The following is a 17,730-nucleotide window of genomic DNA, read 5'->3' as shown; positions in this document are numbered from 1 at the left end:
TATTTAGTAATTTATAAATATTTTAACCATAGATTTAAATTATTTCTTTAGAAAAAGAAATAATACTTAAAGTAATTTTCTGATTGTTTACCTAGAATGATTTTTTCCTTCAGTTCTTTTTTGTCAAGTAAATTATTTTCTCTATTACTTTTGTATCCAATTTTACCTGGGATAATTTTCCCCCTAAAAAATGATGAGAACTCTAATTCGATTACATTCCTTACTTCATCTTTGGAGTAGACACCTCTATGAACCATATTTGTATCAAATATAAATACATCACCTAACTTTATTTTGCATTTTACTTTATTATACGAACTCTCTTCTTCTGTAAGTACTAATCTGGTAAGATTATAATCAAAATATGAATTAAAATTCGTTGATTCTACTATTTCAGTATATACATTTTCTTTTAAAAACTTATCTAAACCAATATAAATCTTTAATCGGTGTCCAACTGAATCATGATGCCATTCACTTTGCGAAGTGTATCGAACCATAGGAGATTGCAATATTCTTATCTGGTCTAACCTTGGAAAAGAAATATAATCGGCTATTGTTTTTTGTATATCATAGTCATTTAATACTGCTGAAACCAGTTGTGAAACCAAATCGTAATCAATAGATTCATATTTAGAGATATTTAGTTTATTTTTGTAGATTACATAACCTCTCTTTTTTAACAAACCATTTAAAGGCTCTATTTTATTGAAGAATCTAATTGTAAGATTTTTGATTAAGCCAGATATTAAATTTGATTTTCTCATTTTATAAGAATAAAAACCAAAATGATTTTTTGATATATCCCTCAATAATAGCAATACTAATAGAATTCTTATTATGTTTATAGGCTTCTAGCCTTCTTGATTCAAGTATGTTATTAGTGAATAGACCTAAAATTGCAGTTATTAATATCCTTGAGAAAGTCAAAATATTGTTTTGATATTCTACTTGATCGCTTAGACTAATTAATGCATTTGATATTTTCTCTGTTGAATTGTAGGGCGATGAAAATAATTGTTTAATTCTAGCTTGCTCTTTTTTTTGCTTTTTGCTATGGATTAAGATATCTTTATCATATTTATTAATGTAGTTAATTATATCATTTAAACTAGTAAACCTAAAAGTTCCTGCTCTTGTAAAAACATTTCTTGAATCATTAGATAGTAAAGAAAAAACTATTTTATTTCTTAATATAGATTCTATTGAAGCAGTGCATCTACTTGTTATTATTATCGAAGCATTTTCTAATTGTGGTTGTATCGAATTGCTATGATCTACTTCGACATTAAATTTTTTACAAGTAGATACCAAATCAATTTTCTCTGCAGGATGTGGTCTATAAATTAATCTGAATTTCTTAGATAAGTCTGATTTATTCCAATATTTTATAAATGATGTTATGATTTCGTAGGCCTTTTTATCATGATCAATAAATTCATTTTCTTTTTTAAAATTATAATAATTACCTATTAATAATATGGTCTTAATGTTTCTAGTTTTTTTCTGATTGATTTCATTTTCTTTCAAAGAGCCTAAATTAGATATTCTAGGATTACCTGTTATGAAATTATATGGTATCTCTATATTCATATCTTTATATATTTTTTTTGTTAGTAATTTCTGAAATAAATTATTGAATAATATCAGTTTCACTCTTCTTGGGTCTCCCATTCTAGCTTTTACCTCTCTTGGAAATGTGTGAATACCTTCTTCATCTAAAATGCAAAAGATACTCCCTTTTTTTGAGATTATTTTACCTTTATTTAAGTTTGTAATTTGCGCACATTTATCTAATATTATTCCCGGGGGAAGGATTCCTAACCATAGTCCATCTAGTATAGTGTTTTTATGCCCTAAAACTACGATATAACCTTTTTTTTCTAGTTCATTTTTTATTCTTGCTCTTGAAAGGAACTCTCTTTTATATACTTCGACAAGAATATAAATTATCTTTGATTTTTGGTTTAAAATACTTAATCCCTTTAACCCCATGAAATTAGTATTAAATTAATTAATATTATACTAGTTTTTAGTTTAGTATTAGAGGCTTTTTTTCTTAGGTTTATTCTTGTTTACTATGTTGCCAGACCAAGCGCAGGTTGTTTTATTCTAATCAACCAGCCAAGTATAAAGATTATTGAGATTAAAACTCTAATAAACCAAAAAATATTTTTGTTTATTTTTGATTGACTTGTAAGTAACTCTGCTACTAAAAATGGTAGCAGTGAAGTTAGAAGTCGACCGCCTAAAGGCGATGTAAATGAGATTCCTAAAAAATAACTACTTGAGTAAAGTATTGCATCTGAATCATATGAAGTTGTTTTGATGATGCATAAACATACTATGAAAACTAATATAGCAAGTTTATATAATCCAGTCCCTTCACCTTGTGAATTTATTTCTACTGCTTTTGATAAATATTCAAATTGTCTTATTCCAATTATCTCCATTAGTCCAAGTATGATATATCCTGTTGAACAGCCTAAAATAAGATAAATGAAATTTACTAATGCTTTTAAATTTTTTTTAAAATTCCTTTTAATTAATTGAATTCCTGATAAATATATTGGTATTGTTATTAAGAAACTATTGTGGATTGATAGAATTATTAGATATAAGAAGCTTCTAAATTTAGAATATTCCATACTTATAGTATATGCAAATATTGATAGTGCAAGACCATGCCTAAGCTTTACAATGTAAAAATCAAAGACACTTGGTAAAAATATTAAAAAAATTGGTATTATCAGCGAATTGGTTCTTTTGTTAAAAGCAATTAGAAATAGATAACTAGATATAAAAGTAATTATTCTAAGTACAAAATTATCATTTTCTGTGGACGTTATTAACTTTATAATGTTTAATAAATAATTCCATCCAACTTCTAAATTAAAAATGGAAAATATTGAGTTGAAATTTGTTGTGAATCCAAGACTTACGTGTTCTAAATAGTTTACTCTGTCTCCCAGAATCAAATAATCAAAATTAAAAATTATATCTAAATCGCATATTATAAAAGCTATAAAAAAGTAGAGAAAGGATTTATTAAGGTTGATTTTTTTATTCATTTAAATACTCTTTGAACTCCTCCAAGTAATCTTTAAGAAGAGAATTTCCTATAAATCTAATTGGAATAATATAACTGTCTATACTTTTCATTATTTGCGGTATTGTTGGTATCCCATGAGATTGATCACTTCCTCTTTGTATCTTTCTAGTTAACTCTGGCCTTTTAGCTAAAACATCATTTGATAGATATTTATTATAAAAATAACCACCATATCCATCTACCCCAGCTAAGACTACTTCTTTTGCTCCCAGTTCTTTTGCTAAAAAAACTGAAAACACAACATTTGATCTTGATGATGGAATAGATTTTATACCTAATTTGTTTAGACATTTATAAATTGTTGAGCAAAAAAAATCAAATGTTTTTACTGAACCTGATGGCGCTTTAAACCAACTTGGGAAGATAAATGAATTTCTTAAAGGTCCTAAATCTACTTTTCTTGCAACACTTTCTTCAATCTGCCTATTTAAAACTTTGACTACAAAAATATTTTCTGCATATGCAATTTTCTTTTCTTTGATTCGACTCATCCATTCCTCGTAATTACTTGTATCCTCGCTATCTAATTCTACGGAAGTAATATCAGGAACAAAATCATGATATATCCAGTTCCCAATACCAATTGTCGTAAAATTATTTATTGCGAATTCCCAAAACTCATCATTTAGATTGTTTATGCTTTCACCACTTCCTAAAATTAAAAACCTATTTTTTATGCGATTATTTTCTTTTAGTTTTCTATGTAAATCATTTTTCCAATTACTCTTTATTTTAGGAGCTAAAAATAATTGTATGATAGTTGATAAGCATGAGTGAACTTTTGGAAAATTATTGCTCAGCTTGTAACTAATACCCATATTAAAATTTTTATTTTTAATTATACATCGTTGTTATATTTACTTAAGTCTATGTCATGAAATTTCTTTTTTAATACATCAAAGCTTTTTGTTTCAAGAATTTCTATTATTTTTTCACATGCTCCACCTTCTCCATATGGATTAAGTGTTTTAGACAATTTTTTTTTAAAATCTTTTTCATATAATTTCAAAATAGCTCTTTTTATACTTTCACATTCTGGATCACAATCTATGACGCTAATTGCTTTTATTCTACCCTTTTGCCTGTCTCCAATATTGATTGTGCCTTTCCTAAAACTAGGAACTTCTGCTATTCCGCTAGAAGAGTTGCCAACCACCCCATCTACATAATTTAAGCATGAAATATATTTAATATGACCTAGTGATTTATAACAATTTGCATTCTTATTGATTTTGCAGAATTGTTGAATCTCGTTATAAATTACTCTGCTATCATGGTCTGGGTTTGGCATAGTAAAAATATATGTTATATCTTTGAAACTATCTAGAGCTTTAAGAAGTTCCTTTATCTGTTTTTGACTTGTAAATTTTTCTAGAGTTACAGGATGGAATGTAATTATAATACTTTTCTTACCAAAACTTAATCCTAAAATCTTCTCTAATTCCTTTTTTTCTATTAATCTAATCCTTTTTATGTTATCAACACCTAATCCCCCAAAATTATAAACATTTTCAGGACTCTCTCCCAGTTGAATTACTCTATCTTTGTATTCTTCAGCACCAACAAAATGAAAATGAGACATCTTAGTAATACTATGCCTTATTGACTCATCAATTGCTCCTTCTGTCTTTTCCCCACCTGAAATATGTGCTATTGGTATTCTTAAAACCATAGCAGATATGCACGCTGCTAATATCTCAAATCTATCACCTAGAACCACTATTATATCGGGCTTTAGATCCTCTAAAGCATCACTAAAACCTATTATTGCTAAGCCTATAGATTTCCCAATAGCTGAAGTTGCCCTAGAGCTTATTAGCATGTCAACTTTCTTATCTATGTGATTTCCATCAGTTTTTATTTCATCAATAGTATGACCGAATTCAGGGGAAAGATGGCTACCAGTTGCTACTAATTGAAGATCTAATTTATTTGAATGCTTTATTTGGCTAATTAAAACTTTTAAAAGTCCATACTCGGCTCTTGAACCAGTAATTACACAAACCTTTTTATTATTATTCATTGCCACTTTATTTTATCATCTATTCTGTAGTTGTATTTTGACTTTGTATTAATAAATTCATCCCAAAATTTCGGAGGAATACCATCTGCGGGCCTTTTGACGCCGATATTTTCATTTGTTAATTGTTCACCAACTTTTATTTCTTTAATAGCAACAATAGATCTTCTAACATTTTTTATTATTTTCAATTCATTTGTCGTAGGTCGTTTTACTCCGTCTCCTAAGGCGTCTTCGAGGTTTCTAATCGATGAAACCATATATTGAAATTCTTTAGGTTCAAGACTAGCCCTATGATCTGGACCAATCTGCTCCTTATCTAGTGTTAGATGTTTTTCGATTACCCTAGCTCCAATAGCAACTGCTGCTATCGACATCTCTGTTCCTTCTGTATGATCAGAGTATCCAACATTCACATTAAATGTACTTCTCATTGTTTTTATTGCATTAAGATTTATAGTTTTTTTATTAGCAGGATAATCTGTTGTGCAATGAAGAATAGTTATAGATTCTTTGTTTATTCCTTTATCTGTCATTATCCTTAATGCATATTCAATCTCTCCTAATGTTGCCATTCCAGTTGAGAGAATAATTGGTTTTTTGAAACCACATATTTCTCTAATGTAAGGTACGTTAGTAATTTCACCTGAAGGGATTTTCCAAAATGGCATATCTATTTTTGCTAAGCATTTAGTAGCTGATGGACCAAAGCTTGTTGAGCAGAAATCTATTCCTATTTTTTTTGCGTATTTAGCTAGTTGTGCATATTTATCTAGACTTAAATGTATATTTTTTGTCATTTCAAGTTGAGTCATTTTGCCTCCCAAATTGTTTATTTGATACTCAGCCATTTCACCATTAGATGTTACTACTTCATTGGGGAGTGCGGCTTGAAACTTAACTACATCTGCACCAATTTGTTTTGCAGAGTCAATAAGTTTGTAAGCAGTTTCTAAATCATTATTGTGGTTCACTCCCGCTTCAGCAATTATAGTTGTTTTCATAATATTTCTTTGGTAACTGATTCCCAATTTTTGAATCTTATCGCTCTATCATCTATCCAGAAATCTCCTTGGGGCTTACCCAAAATCAATTGATCAAAAGGTACCTTGTTGTTTTTTAACCAGTCAATTGTTAATTCATATTCGGCCCAAGTCCTAGCTGAATAAATAATGATTATATATCCTTTTTCTTTTAATTTCTCAATTGATTCTTTGGCTAAAGGTTGTAACTTTGCCATGGCTCGACTGAATTGTTTCTCTTCGGTACAGATGGTACCGTCTAGATCAATAACTACCTTCACTAAAGACCTCGCAAAAATAACGTCTCATGGTTATTGTACGTCCTTGGGTTATTTTGGTTGCTTGATATCCTAATGATTCTTTTATCATCATTTCGCAGATATTAAAACCTGCTTCTATCGAAGCAAGAACACCTCCTGCTAGTCTTGGATTAACTTCCATTAACCATAATCGATTGGTCTTCATATCTCGAATAAACTGAATTGATAAAGGACCTTTAAGATTAAGAATCTTTATTACTTTTTCTGAGAAATTCTTAATATCTTGATCTTGGATTGTTTTAGTAACAATAACTTCACCTCCAGCAGTTTTTATTCTTTCCCTTGGAGAAATAGCACAAATAATATTCTTTTGATCAACATAAGCATCAACTGTATACTCGATTCCATGAATGTATTGTTGCAGTATAAAGTCTTCTTCATTGTCCTTTACAATACTTTTTAAATGTTCTTTTGAATATATTTTTTCTGCCCCATTTGAGCTGGAACCGTTGATTGGTTTTATAAACATAGGAAATATTTTTCTATCCCATTCTGGAATAATATTTAAATTATTTTTGATACATAAATCTTGAAATTTGTTTTTAAAATGACAATTTTCTACAATTTTTTTCTCAGTTACATAGCGACAAGATGTATGTAATTCAGAAATTTCACTATGTAAAAGAAGCGCTGGATCAACATTTGAGATTAATAAATTAATATTTAATTTATTAATATAATAAATTAAGTCTTTTTTTATATTTTGATCATCCCATTTTAAACCTTTTATGATTTTAGCTTCAATTTTTATTGGTTCATTTTCAGTTATTTCATAAGAATATATATTTGGCATTAGTTTATAAGTTCTTGCAGCATCTTTAAAACATCTTGCTAATCCAACTCTTTTCCCTCCACCCAGAAGTAAAATATTGAAATTTTGTTTTTTCATTACCTTATTAATTGGGGACTACTTGGTAAACTTATTATTCGAAATTCCTCATTTTCTGCATTATTTAGAGAGCCTCTAGGACATTCTTTGTAAATTGTTTGTTTACTCAAAAGTCTCCATAATGGTCTTAGTAGGATTTTGTTATTATGAGATAGTCTAAGTAAATTGTTTCTTTGATTAAATAGTTTTTCTTTATCTTCAAATTTTAATCTGATACTATTCAACCAATAATTACTTTCACAATTATCTGGTGACTTAATTATTTCTACAAAGTTTTTACCTTTAAAAATATTACTATATTTGATTGCTAATTTGTTTTTTTTCTTAAGTCTTTTTGTTAATACTTCCATTTGAGAAACTCCTAGAGCTGCATTTATGCTTGGAAGCCGGTCATTCCATCCAACAAAATCATGTTCTATCTCCCATTCATGCTTTCTTCTTGCTGTAGTTGATAAATGCCTAGCTAAATTAGCCAACTTTTCATTATTTGTAATTAGTGCTCCTCCTCCTCCAGTCGTAATTAGTTTATTACCATTAAAACTTAATGTACCAATATCGCCAAAAAGTCCACAGTGAATCTTCTTGCTTTTTGTAGTTCTCCAGCTGCCTAGCGCCTCTGCTGTATCTTCAATTAATGGGATATTCCATTTGTCAGCAATGTTTTTCAGCAATGGACAATTGGCTGGATGTCCAAATACATGTACAGGAACTATCGCGGCAATTCTTCTATTAGTGAATTTATTAATTAACTGATCATTTTTATATTCAGCACACTCCTCGAGCCTTTGAGTGAGAGCTAAGGGACATAAGCCAAGAGTTTCTTTTTCTATATCTACAAAATGAGGGATACCACCTAAGTGTGAGACTGCATTTGCTGTAGCTATAAAACTTATGGGTGGAATTATAACTTCTTCGTTATTCTTTAAGCCAATTAAACGTAAGGCTAATCTTAGGGCAACTGTTCCATTGCTTAAGGCAATTGCATATTTGGCACCAGTGTAATTACAAATTTGTTCTTCAAATTCTTGAATCCATCTTCCCGATGTACTTACCCAACCACTATCTATACAATCTTTGACATATTTCAATGCATTTGTCTCGCTAAAATAAGGTTCATGTAGTGTAATTTCTTTATTATTAAGATCTGAATTGACCACATCTCTTATACATTTTATTATTTCATTAGAAATGGAAGAGTAGCTCAAATTGTGTACTCCTCAGGTCTATAAAATTTAAGATTTTGTGGGTTCTCAAACCATGTGATGGTTTTTTTAAGACCCTTTTTAAATCCATCTTTCCCAGAATATTCAGGAGTCCACCTGGTTAATTTTTTTAAAAGACTATTATCTCCAAAAAGCCTATTAACTTCTGAATCTTTTGGACGCATTCTTTTCTCTTCAGATTGTATAGTTACTTTATGGCCCATAATCTCTGAAATTAATAATGCAGTTCTACCAATAGAAATCTCAAAATTACTGGCACAATTTATAACTTTCCCTACAGTTGATATTTCTTCTGAGACTTTGATAAAAGCAGAAGCTGTATCTTCTACAAAGTTGAAGTCTCTTGTAGGAGATAGTGCTCCAAGATTAATCACTTTTTTCCCTGAGGCTATTTGTGTGATAATTGTGGGAATAACTGCTCTATTGCTTTGCCTTGGTCCATATGTATTGAAGGGCCTAAGAATTGATATAGGTGTTTGAAAGCTTTTCCAGTAGCTCATAGCAAGTTGGTCAGCTCCAATTTTTGTGGCTGCGTATGGTGATTGTGCATTTAGAGGATGATCTTCATTGATTGGTACAAATTGAGCTGTTCCATATGTCTCGGATGTAGAAGTATGAATAACTCTATCTAGATTGAGATCTCTTGCTGCCTGAATAACATTTAATGTTCCATTAATATTGGTTTCAATATAACTAGTTGGAGCAATATAGCTATATGGAATGGCTATTAATGCTGCAAGATGAAAAACTTGATTACAATTAAGTAAAGCTTCGCGAACACATAAAGGATCTCTTATGTCTCCTAGGATAATTTCAACTTCATTTCTAATATTTTTTGGAATAGTATCTAGCCAGCCATAATGACCATATGAATTGTAAAGACAAAAAGCCTTTACAGAATAGTTTTCTTTAACAAGTTTTTCTACAAGATGTGAACCTATGAATCCATCAGCCCCCGTAACTAGAACTTTATTATTCACTTTAAGTCATCTCAAAAAAATTGAAGTTCATTTATTAATTCCTTTAAATGAAAATTTCTTTTATTTTAGCAAAAATTCAAATGTAAGTCTTACAATATTCGAAATGATAAGTTTGTGTTAACAAACTATTGAAAAATAAATGATTTTTATTTCCAGTCATTATTAGCTTTTCTAAGACTTTCTGGTAAACCTATATCAATCCAATACTCGTGAATTGGATAAACAATAACATTTGAATCTAATTTGTTTTTCGCTGATATTAATAGAGAAGGCATATCCATATAAGTATCCGGAGGAATAAGATCTATTAATTTAGGATTAATTACATACAAACCTGTATTAATGAGTTCATTGTATGAAGGCTTCTCTGCAAATGATTCTAATTTTATGCCATCAACCTTAACAACTCCATAAGGGAAATTGAATTCATATTCTTGTACACATAAGGTTGCATCTGCATTTAAGTCTTGATGAAACTGAGCTAATTTTTTTATGTTTGCCTTCGTTAGAACATCTCCATTTATAACAATAAGAGGATTTTTAAGTTTATCTGGGATAAGACTAAGTGAACCAGCTGTTCCTAAGGGCGATTTTTCTTCTAAATATTGAATTTTTATACCTAACTTTGATCCATCACCAAAGTAATTTATAATACTATCTTTTAAATAATTAACTGAAATATAGAAGTTATTTATTCCACTTTTTATACATTCTTCTATAATAATTTCTAGCATAGGTTTGTCTCCAATTTTTATCATTGGTTTTGGACAATTTTCTGTTCTTGGACGTAATCTTTTCCCTTCTCCTCCAGCCATTATAACTATTGAATTAGGTAGGATTTCTTTTTTTAGTAATTCTTGTAGAAGGAGAATTCTTATTGCTTTACCTTGATTATCTAATACTGGTATCTGCCTTAAGGTACAACTTCTCATCTTTTCAATAGCTTCTTTTTCATCATCTTGAATCGTAATATACTTAAAATCTTTATTCATTAAACTTTCTACTGGTTCTGATAATCCTTTTCCTTTTAATAAACCTCTTCTTATATCACCATCAGTAATTGTTCCTATTAGTCGTTTCTTTTTATCAACCACTAAAGCAATTTGTGCGGAACCTTCATCAATTACTCTAATTGCATCAATTGCTGAAATTGATTGGGATATAAATAATTTTTCTATATCTTTCATTTTTTATATCCTGCTATTGAATAGTAATAATTGAATGCTTTGGCTTGAGAATTTATTGAGCATAAATCTTTTGTATTTCCTTCTAAAAACGCCTGACATTGCTTAAAAAGTCCTGCTTTATAGTCTATATCTTTACTGTTATCTAAATCTATTGAATTGACTTTAAATGAACCATGTCGAATGACTTGCAACATTTCCATTGGTTTGAGTATATATCGATTTTTTAGAGTCATTGCTTCAATACACCATCTTCCAGGGGACTCCCAATCTGCATGATATGAAAAAGGAATGTTCTTATGGCTTATTCCCGCCCCAGCAAATCTTGAGGAAGAGTTATGCCATTTTAGTTTCCCTTGATGGAAATAGTTCCATTCTTTTTCTTTTGGAAAACCAATCAAATGAAAAGCTAAATCAATAACATGTGTTGAATTAGCAAGGAACCATTTACTTAGTTCTTGATTAGATTTTTGTATTAAATCAATTGTTTCTGTTAATTCAGTAAATTCAAAGAATAAACTTTTTATGCCACCCTCCTCTTTAGCTAATTTTTTTAGTTTTATAACAGAGGTATAATGTCTTCTATTGTAGGCAATCCAGGCTTTTGATTTCGCTTTCTCTGCTGCATTCTTCAGATGATTAATATCCAGTAAACTTAAGGCACCTGGTTTCTCTATTAAAATATTTTTAACTCCTGAACGAATTAAGCTAAGACTAACTTTTGTAAGATTAACAGTGTTGACTGCAACAATCGCAAATTCAATTTCTATATTTTTTTTCAGATACTTATCTAAATCATTGAAATTAACTTTGACTTTTGTTTTGCTTTCAAATTCTTTTGCTGATTTCTTTCCCCTCCCAATTACTTCAAAATCTTTAGATTGCCCTTTAAGTACTTTGGCATATTCCTGAGCCATAGGTCCTGTTCCTATTAACAGTATTTTATTGGTTTCCATTTTTAAGTAACAGGTAAATAATTATTTTTAGTTCCCATGTGCTTATTCCAACTAAGCAATAACGAGCTTACTAAATTTATATGCATTAAGGATGATTCAAATAGATTTGGTAGATCACATTGATTACTAATTAAAATCTCTTCAACAAGAAAAGACGTGATCTCACTTTGGTAAAGGATTCTTCCTTTTATATCTTTACCATTAGGTCCTTTTGCAGATCCCATTGACTCATAAATATCCCAGATTCCATAATTAGTTGAGACTTTTATCGTGAAAGGTTCATCGTTTTCATTACATGAGATATTTAATTTTGTTCCTTTATTATATTGAACCTTTATAGATCCATATGCTTCCATAAAGCCTTCCCTTTTGCTTTGATTCCAATATTTAATATTGCTTGAATCTATATAAGAAATATCTAATCCAGTCCACCAGCTCACTAAATCTATCATATGAATTGAATTGCATGCCATGCCCCAATTTCCACCATTTATGTTTACCTCTAATCCATTTTCATTTGTTAAATCGATTGATAAAGCATTTTTAATATCTTTATGCCATTTCATAATTCTTCTTGGTGTATTTACCCAGCTATTTGCTGGGTTATTAATTAATTTATTGATTAATAAAATATTATTTTTTGATTGTTCAATTAGCTTTTCTACAATCCAATTCTTAACTCTGAACTTATCTACGATTGTTTTAATTACTTTGCATCTTGAATTTGCTGTTGTTGAGACTATACATAAATCCATCTCAATATGTGTTAGTTCTTCTAATGATTTGTAATAATTTAGATTATGAATTTTGTTTGAAAACATACTTCCTGTTTTTTTAGCTAAATTCAAAGAATCTGTACAAGTATCTATAATATTAATATTTAAAGGTAATCTAACTTTATCTAAACCCTCAAGATATCTTCTTCCAAGATTTCCTGATCCAATAAGTAAAATATTAAAATTCATTTTTCTTCAGTATCTTGATTCTAAATAAACTTTCATATTCAAACTACAAAATCTCAAATATTCTTATAGATAATATTACCATTTGTGACCTCTATTATTCGATCGCAAACACTTAGAGTAGTCAATCTGTGAGCTACAATGATTAATGTTAGATCATCAATTTGTTTGCTTAATGATTCCATGAGCTTTGTTTCAGTCAGATTATCTAAAGCACTAGTGGCTTCGTCTAAAATTAATATCTTAGTATCTTTATAAAAGGCCCTAGCTATAGCTATTCTTTGTCTCTGGCCACCACTGAGTCGAACACCCCTTTCTCCTACTGTAGTTTGATACTTTCTTGGAAGACTTTCGATGAATTCATTTATAAGAGCTTTTTTTGCCGATAATTTCACTTTTTCAGTGTCTATATCCTCTTTAGGTATCCCAAATGCAATATTTTCTTCTAATGTGCTATCTGAAAGATATATACATTGTGGTACATGTGATATACTTGAACGCCAATTAAATAGCATATTTGAATTTTCTTTTTTATAAATATCAACATCATCTATCAGTATTTTTCCGGATGATGGTTTTAAAAGGCCTATTATTATATCAATTAATGTACTCTTTCCGCTACCAGTTCTCCCTATAATTCCTAATTTTTCTCCTTTGGAAATTGTAAGATGTAAATTATTTAAAATTATTTTTGATTTTGAATTGTATTTGTAAGATAAATCTTTGACTTCAATAATTTTATTCAGATTAAAGTTATTAATAGGATTACTTATTTTAACATATTCTGGATGCATTGATAGCATATTTATTACTTCCTTTATACCTGTTGAACAGCCATTTATTCCAACCCATGCAGAATACATTTGCTGAAGAGCAGGCAATAATCTTTGAGAACCGAGCGCAATAGTACCTAATATAGGAAGAATATATGAAATATTTCCATTTTTCCAGTATAGAAATGTGGTGATAGTTGAAATTAATGTTATTCCAATAGCTTCAAGTGAAAAACGTGGGACAATTGATAAAAAACTTGTGTTAGCTTCTGTTTCTCTTAATGGTACATCAGATTTGCGATAAATTTTCATATAAGTATCTTGAGAACAATCCAACATAACTTCTCTTATCGCTCCCAAACCTTCCTGCAACGCTTTTAATTGATACTTGCTTCTTTCTGCAACTTGGAAGCTATTTTTAGCAAGCTTTGCTTTTATTTTTAATGCAATGATAAAATAACTACCCCCAAAAACCAAAGCCGCTATAAAAGCTATTCTCCCATCGATCCAGATTATAGTTGAAAATATACTTATTGAGATAATTGCTGAAGTGATAAATTCTAATGAAAGTTTTATCGCAGTTACAGTATCATTTATATGTCTAATATTTACGTTTATTATAGAACTACTATTATTTTTTAGGTGGAATTCATATGGTTGATGAAGTATATTACTATATACTTTGCAACTTAGATCACTGCCTATTGCAGCAGCTAAACGACAATAAAACCATATATTAATTAGCCTTAGAGAGGCAGATAGTATTGCTAAAAAAACAAATAAAAATGTTATCGGAAAAATTAATTCTTTAGCAGATGATATACCAATATAAGTTCCTATTTCGCTAATAAAACCTTTCTCATAAAATCCTTCTGGATTGCTAATAACAGCTAAAAATGGTATAACACAAGACAATGAGACTACTTCTGAAAGAGCACTCGCAAACATTAATAAAAATAATAGATAAATTTGTGTATGCCTTTTTTTTGATAAACTTTTCCATACCTGAAACATTAATAGCTGACTTATTTGTTTTTTATTTCTCATGGTTTTCTTTATAGTTAAATTCTAATTGGATTCATAGATCTAGGCACTATTCCTTTTATATCTAATATTAATGTATCATTATTTGTATATTTTTCCCAATCATTTATGCTTAATTCAAAAAACTCTTTATGGCCTACTGCGATTATGATCGCTGAATACTTTTGGTTAGGTATATCTTTATATAGTTTTATATTATATTCTTTAAGAACTTTTTTCTGATCAGCACATGGATCTACAATTATAGGATTTAAATTAAAACTTGAAAGAGAATTTATTAAACTAATTACTTTTGTATTTCTTATATCAGGACAATTTTCTTTGAATGTTATTCCTAGAACTAATACATCTTTTCCTTTTATTTCTAGGCCTTTTTTAGTCATTTCAAGTATCAATTGCTCAGCGACCCATCTAGCCATATTATCGTTTATTTTTCTACCAGCTAAAACCATTTCAGGAGAATAACCCAGAGACTCAGCTTTATATGTTAAGTAATAAGGATCTACACCAATACAATGTCCACCAACTAAGCCTGGCTCGTATGTATGAAAGTTCCATTTTGTTGATGCGGCCTTTAAAACATCAAGGGTGTCTATATTCATCATTTTAAATATAATTGCTAACTCATTAATTAGAGCAATATTTATATCTCTTTGAGTATTTTCTATTATTTTAGCAGCCTCAGCAACTTTAATATTCGGGGCTAAATGTGTTCCTGCTTTTATAAAAGAAGAATAAAAATTATTTATCCAAATTGCTGCTTCCTTATTACTTCCACTGGTTACTTTTTTTATATTAATTAAACAGTGCTTTTTGTCTCCAGGGTTTATTCTTTCTGGACTATATCCACAAAAAAAACCTTTACTTGATTTTGTCGAATTAAGAGTTAAATTAGATTCCCTTTCAATTATGGGAATACATACCTCTTCTGTTGCACCAGGGAAGAATGTGCTTTCATAAATGACTATTGCAGAATTTTTAATGTTATCTCTCTGTTTTATTGCACGGCCTACTAGTTTTGAGGCATTCTCTACATATGATAAATCTGGTTTATTTAGGGAATCTACAGGGGTTGGAACAGTAATAATGAATATGTCTGATTGTATGATAAGTTTTTCATCTGAAGTGAATAAAATATTTTCTTGCTTTCTAAGATCATTATTCAGAATTTCGTTAGTTTTGTCATAACCTTTGTTTAACTCGTCTATTCGATCTTTATTAATATCATAACCAATTACTATTCTTTTTGTCTTTTTTTTTGTTATTAAGCAATGTGTATTATTAGCAATTGCAATTGCTAGTGGTAAGCCTACATAGCCTAATCCAATGATTGAAACTTTACAATGATGATTATTTGGTAAGATCATTGGATTTATTTATCTAGATATTATTTTTATAATATGTTTTATACCATTCAACAAACTTTTTAACTCCATAACTTATAGGCGTACCGGGTTTAAATCCTGTATATTTTTCTATTGCTTTTGTGTCAGCCGAGGTTGTACTAACATCTCCTGCTTGCATTGGTAGAAGATTCTTTTTTGCTTCCATTCCTAATTCTTTTTCAAGAGCTTGTATGAAGACATTTAATTTGGTTGGATTGGAGTTTCCAATATTGAATAATTGATAAGGTGCCCAACTCTTTGAAGGGTCTGGTGAGATTTTATTAAAGCTTGGATTCGCCTTTGGAGGCTTGTCAATTAGTCTTATTATGCTATCAATTACATCATCAATATATGTGAAATCTCTTGTCATATCACCATTATTATATACATCTATTGGTTTACCTTTAAGTATCAAACTTGTAAATTTAAATAGTGCCATATCTGGCCTTCCCCATGGCCCATAAACAGTGAAGAATCTAAGCCCAGTTGATGGTATTCCATAAAGATGACTATAACTATGAGCTAATATTTCATTACATTTCTTGCTTGCTGCATAAAGACTAACAGGATGATCTACCCCTACCGATTCAGAAAATGGAAGAGATTTATTTCCTCCATAAACTGAACTACTACTTGCAAAAATAAGATGATTTATTTTGCAATCTCGACAGCATTCAAGGATATTGGAGAACCCAACAATATTTGAATTTATATAAGCCGAAGGATTCTCAATCGAGTACCTAACTCCTGCCTGAGCAGCTAAATTAATAACAACGCTAGGTTTATATTTTATAAAAATTTTGCTAAGTTGATTTTTTTCTGAAATATCTTGCTTAATGAAATAATAATCTGATGAGGATTCTTTAGCTAGTTTCTCTAAATAATCCAATCTAGCTTTTTTAAGTGCCGGATCATAATAAGTGTTTAGGTTATCAATGCAAACAATATTATTTCCTTGAGCTAACAAAGCTTTTGAGAGGTGAAAACCTATGAAACCTGCAGCACCAGTAATTAATAAAGTCATAATTTATTTTAATTAAAGTAGATTTGATAGCAGGTGATATTTAAAAAATTGAAGGATATTGACAAAATATATGCAAATAAGTTTGGTTGATAAAAGATTATATAATAAGACTTATCATTTTTTGTATTATGAATAATAAATTTGTAGCAATCATACCTGCACGGGGAGGCTCAAAAGGCTTGCCTAGGAAAAATATTCTACATTTTTATAATAAGCCACTTATAAATTGGTCCATTGAATTTGCACAGAAAGCAAAAATATTTTCTAGATGCATTGTATCTACTGATGATCTTGATATAATTAATATTGCTAAAAAATGTGGCGCTGAGATTCCTTACATAAGAGATAAATCCCTTTCAACAGACGAGGCATCTTCAAGCTCTGTAATCATAGATGCTTTAGATCGCTGTGAAATAGAGGATGATACTTTTATTATTCTTTTAGAACCAACCTCTCCCTATAGAAGACTTAAATATATAAAAACTATATCATCTTTAATAAATGAAAAAAATGCAGAAATGATCGTTTCTGTCTATTCTGCTAGCTCTTCTTCATATTCTTATCAATATGAATTAGATTCAGAGAGTAAGTTATTACCTTTGGAATTTAATGATTATTCAAAAAAAGCAACAAGAAGACAAGATCTTAAATCTACATATTTTTCAGATGGTTCTTTTTACGTAGCAAGAGCATCGTCTTTTCGAAAACATAATTCATTTTTCTCAGATAATACATTCACATTTATCTCTGATTTATTTTCTTCTTTAGAAATCGATAATAAAGAGGATTTTCAACTAATTGAGGCATTATTTAAAACATATGGAACCCCTTTTTAG

17 protein-coding genes are annotated in these 17,730 nt (G+C 29.6%); 1 reads left to right on the top strand and 16 read right to left on the bottom strand.

Features of this window, described 5'->3' with window-relative positions:
• Positions 1–47 precede the first annotated feature (47 nt).
• The 16 genes from AC6EI0_RS05000 to AC6EI0_RS04925 form a co-directional block, all read right to left on the bottom strand.
• Positions 48–767 (bottom strand): hypothetical protein, encoded by a 720-nt coding sequence (locus AC6EI0_RS05000; protein ID WP_498523328.1) that lies wholly within the window; start codon positions 765–767, stop codon positions 48–50.
• A gap of 1 nt (position 768) precedes the next feature.
• Positions 769–1,995: a glycosyltransferase family protein gene (locus tag AC6EI0_RS04995; RefSeq protein WP_498523327.1), complete on the bottom strand. Its 1,227-nt coding sequence runs from the start codon at positions 1,993–1,995 to the stop codon at positions 769–771.
• A gap of 83 nt (positions 1,996–2,078) precedes the next feature.
• Positions 2,079–3,071: an EpsG family protein gene (locus tag AC6EI0_RS04990; RefSeq protein WP_498523326.1), complete on the bottom strand. Its 993-nt coding sequence runs from the start codon at positions 3,069–3,071 to the stop codon at positions 2,079–2,081.
• Positions 3,064–3,930 (bottom strand): hypothetical protein, encoded by an 867-nt coding sequence (locus AC6EI0_RS04985; RefSeq protein ID WP_498523325.1) that lies wholly within the window; start codon positions 3,928–3,930, stop codon positions 3,064–3,066. Before AC6EI0_RS04985 ends, AC6EI0_RS04990 begins: the two co-directional genes overlap by 8 nt.
• Before the next feature lie 20 nt (positions 3,931–3,950).
• Entirely contained in the window at positions 3,951–5,135 is a 1,185-nt protein-coding gene (gene neuC, locus AC6EI0_RS04980) for a UDP-N-acetylglucosamine 2-epimerase (protein WP_498523324.1), read from the bottom strand.
• A complete protein-coding gene (gene neuB / locus AC6EI0_RS04975) occupies positions 5,132–6,136 on the bottom strand; it encodes an N-acetylneuraminate synthase (RefSeq protein WP_498523323.1) in 1,005 nt (334 codons plus the stop codon). Before neuB ends, neuC begins: the two co-directional genes overlap by 4 nt.
• A complete protein-coding gene (locus AC6EI0_RS04970) occupies positions 6,133–6,435 on the bottom strand; it encodes an LNS2 domain-containing protein (RefSeq protein ID WP_498523322.1) in 303 nt (100 codons plus the stop codon). Before AC6EI0_RS04970 ends, neuB begins: the two co-directional genes overlap by 4 nt.
• On the bottom strand, positions 6,419–7,363 hold the full coding sequence (locus tag AC6EI0_RS04965; protein ID WP_498523321.1) for an ATP-grasp domain-containing protein: 945 nt from the start codon (positions 7,361–7,363) through the stop codon (positions 6,419–6,421). The genes AC6EI0_RS04970 and AC6EI0_RS04965 overlap by 17 nt, the downstream gene beginning before the upstream one ends.
• Positions 7,363–8,568 carry a LegC family aminotransferase gene (locus AC6EI0_RS04960; protein WP_498523320.1) on the bottom strand — a complete coding sequence of 402 codons (1,206 nt, stop codon included), beginning with the start codon at positions 8,566–8,568 and terminating at the stop codon, positions 7,363–7,365. The genes AC6EI0_RS04965 and AC6EI0_RS04960 overlap by 1 nt, the downstream gene beginning before the upstream one ends.
• Entirely contained in the window at positions 8,565–9,566 is a 1,002-nt protein-coding gene (locus tag AC6EI0_RS04955) for an NAD-dependent 4,6-dehydratase LegB (protein ID WP_498523319.1), read from the bottom strand. Before AC6EI0_RS04955 ends, AC6EI0_RS04960 begins: the two co-directional genes overlap by 4 nt.
• Before the next feature lie 146 nt (positions 9,567–9,712).
• Complete coding sequence (locus tag AC6EI0_RS04950) at positions 9,713–10,753, bottom strand: nucleotidyltransferase family protein (RefSeq protein WP_498523318.1); 1,041 nt, start codon at positions 10,751–10,753, stop codon at positions 9,713–9,715.
• The gene (locus AC6EI0_RS04945) at positions 10,750–11,706 is read right to left on the bottom strand and encodes a Gfo/Idh/MocA family protein (protein WP_498523317.1); all 957 of its coding nucleotides are present in this window, start codon (positions 11,704–11,706) and stop codon (positions 10,750–10,752) included. The genes AC6EI0_RS04950 and AC6EI0_RS04945 overlap by 4 nt, the downstream gene beginning before the upstream one ends.
• A 2-nt stretch (positions 11,707–11,708) precedes the next feature.
• Positions 11,709–12,671, bottom strand: a complete 963-nt coding sequence (locus AC6EI0_RS04940) for a hypothetical protein (RefSeq protein WP_498523316.1) — start codon at positions 12,669–12,671, stop codon at positions 11,709–11,711.
• Positions 12,672–12,724: 53 nt separating this feature from the next.
• A complete protein-coding gene (locus AC6EI0_RS04935) occupies positions 12,725–14,488 on the bottom strand; it encodes an ABC transporter ATP-binding protein (RefSeq protein ID WP_498523315.1) in 1,764 nt (587 codons plus the stop codon).
• Between the two features lie 14 nt (positions 14,489–14,502).
• Positions 14,503–15,852: a nucleotide sugar dehydrogenase gene (locus AC6EI0_RS04930; protein ID WP_498523314.1), complete on the bottom strand. Its 1,350-nt coding sequence runs from the start codon at positions 15,850–15,852 to the stop codon at positions 14,503–14,505.
• A 13-nt stretch (positions 15,853–15,865) separates the two neighbouring features.
• Positions 15,866–16,894 (bottom strand): NAD-dependent epimerase, encoded by a 1,029-nt coding sequence (locus tag AC6EI0_RS04925; protein WP_498523313.1) that lies wholly within the window; start codon positions 16,892–16,894, stop codon positions 15,866–15,868.
• A 128-nt stretch (positions 16,895–17,022) separates the two neighbouring features.
• Here AC6EI0_RS04925 and AC6EI0_RS04920 point away from each other — a divergent pair, with 128 nt between their 5' ends.
• Complete coding sequence (locus AC6EI0_RS04920) at positions 17,023–17,730, top strand: acylneuraminate cytidylyltransferase family protein (protein WP_498523312.1); 708 nt, start codon at positions 17,023–17,025, stop codon at positions 17,728–17,730.

Source organism: Prochlorococcus sp. G5PB11 (assembly GCF_059772425.1).
Note: the sequence above shows the minus strand (reverse complement) of the source record. Positions and strands in the feature narration are given on the sequence as shown.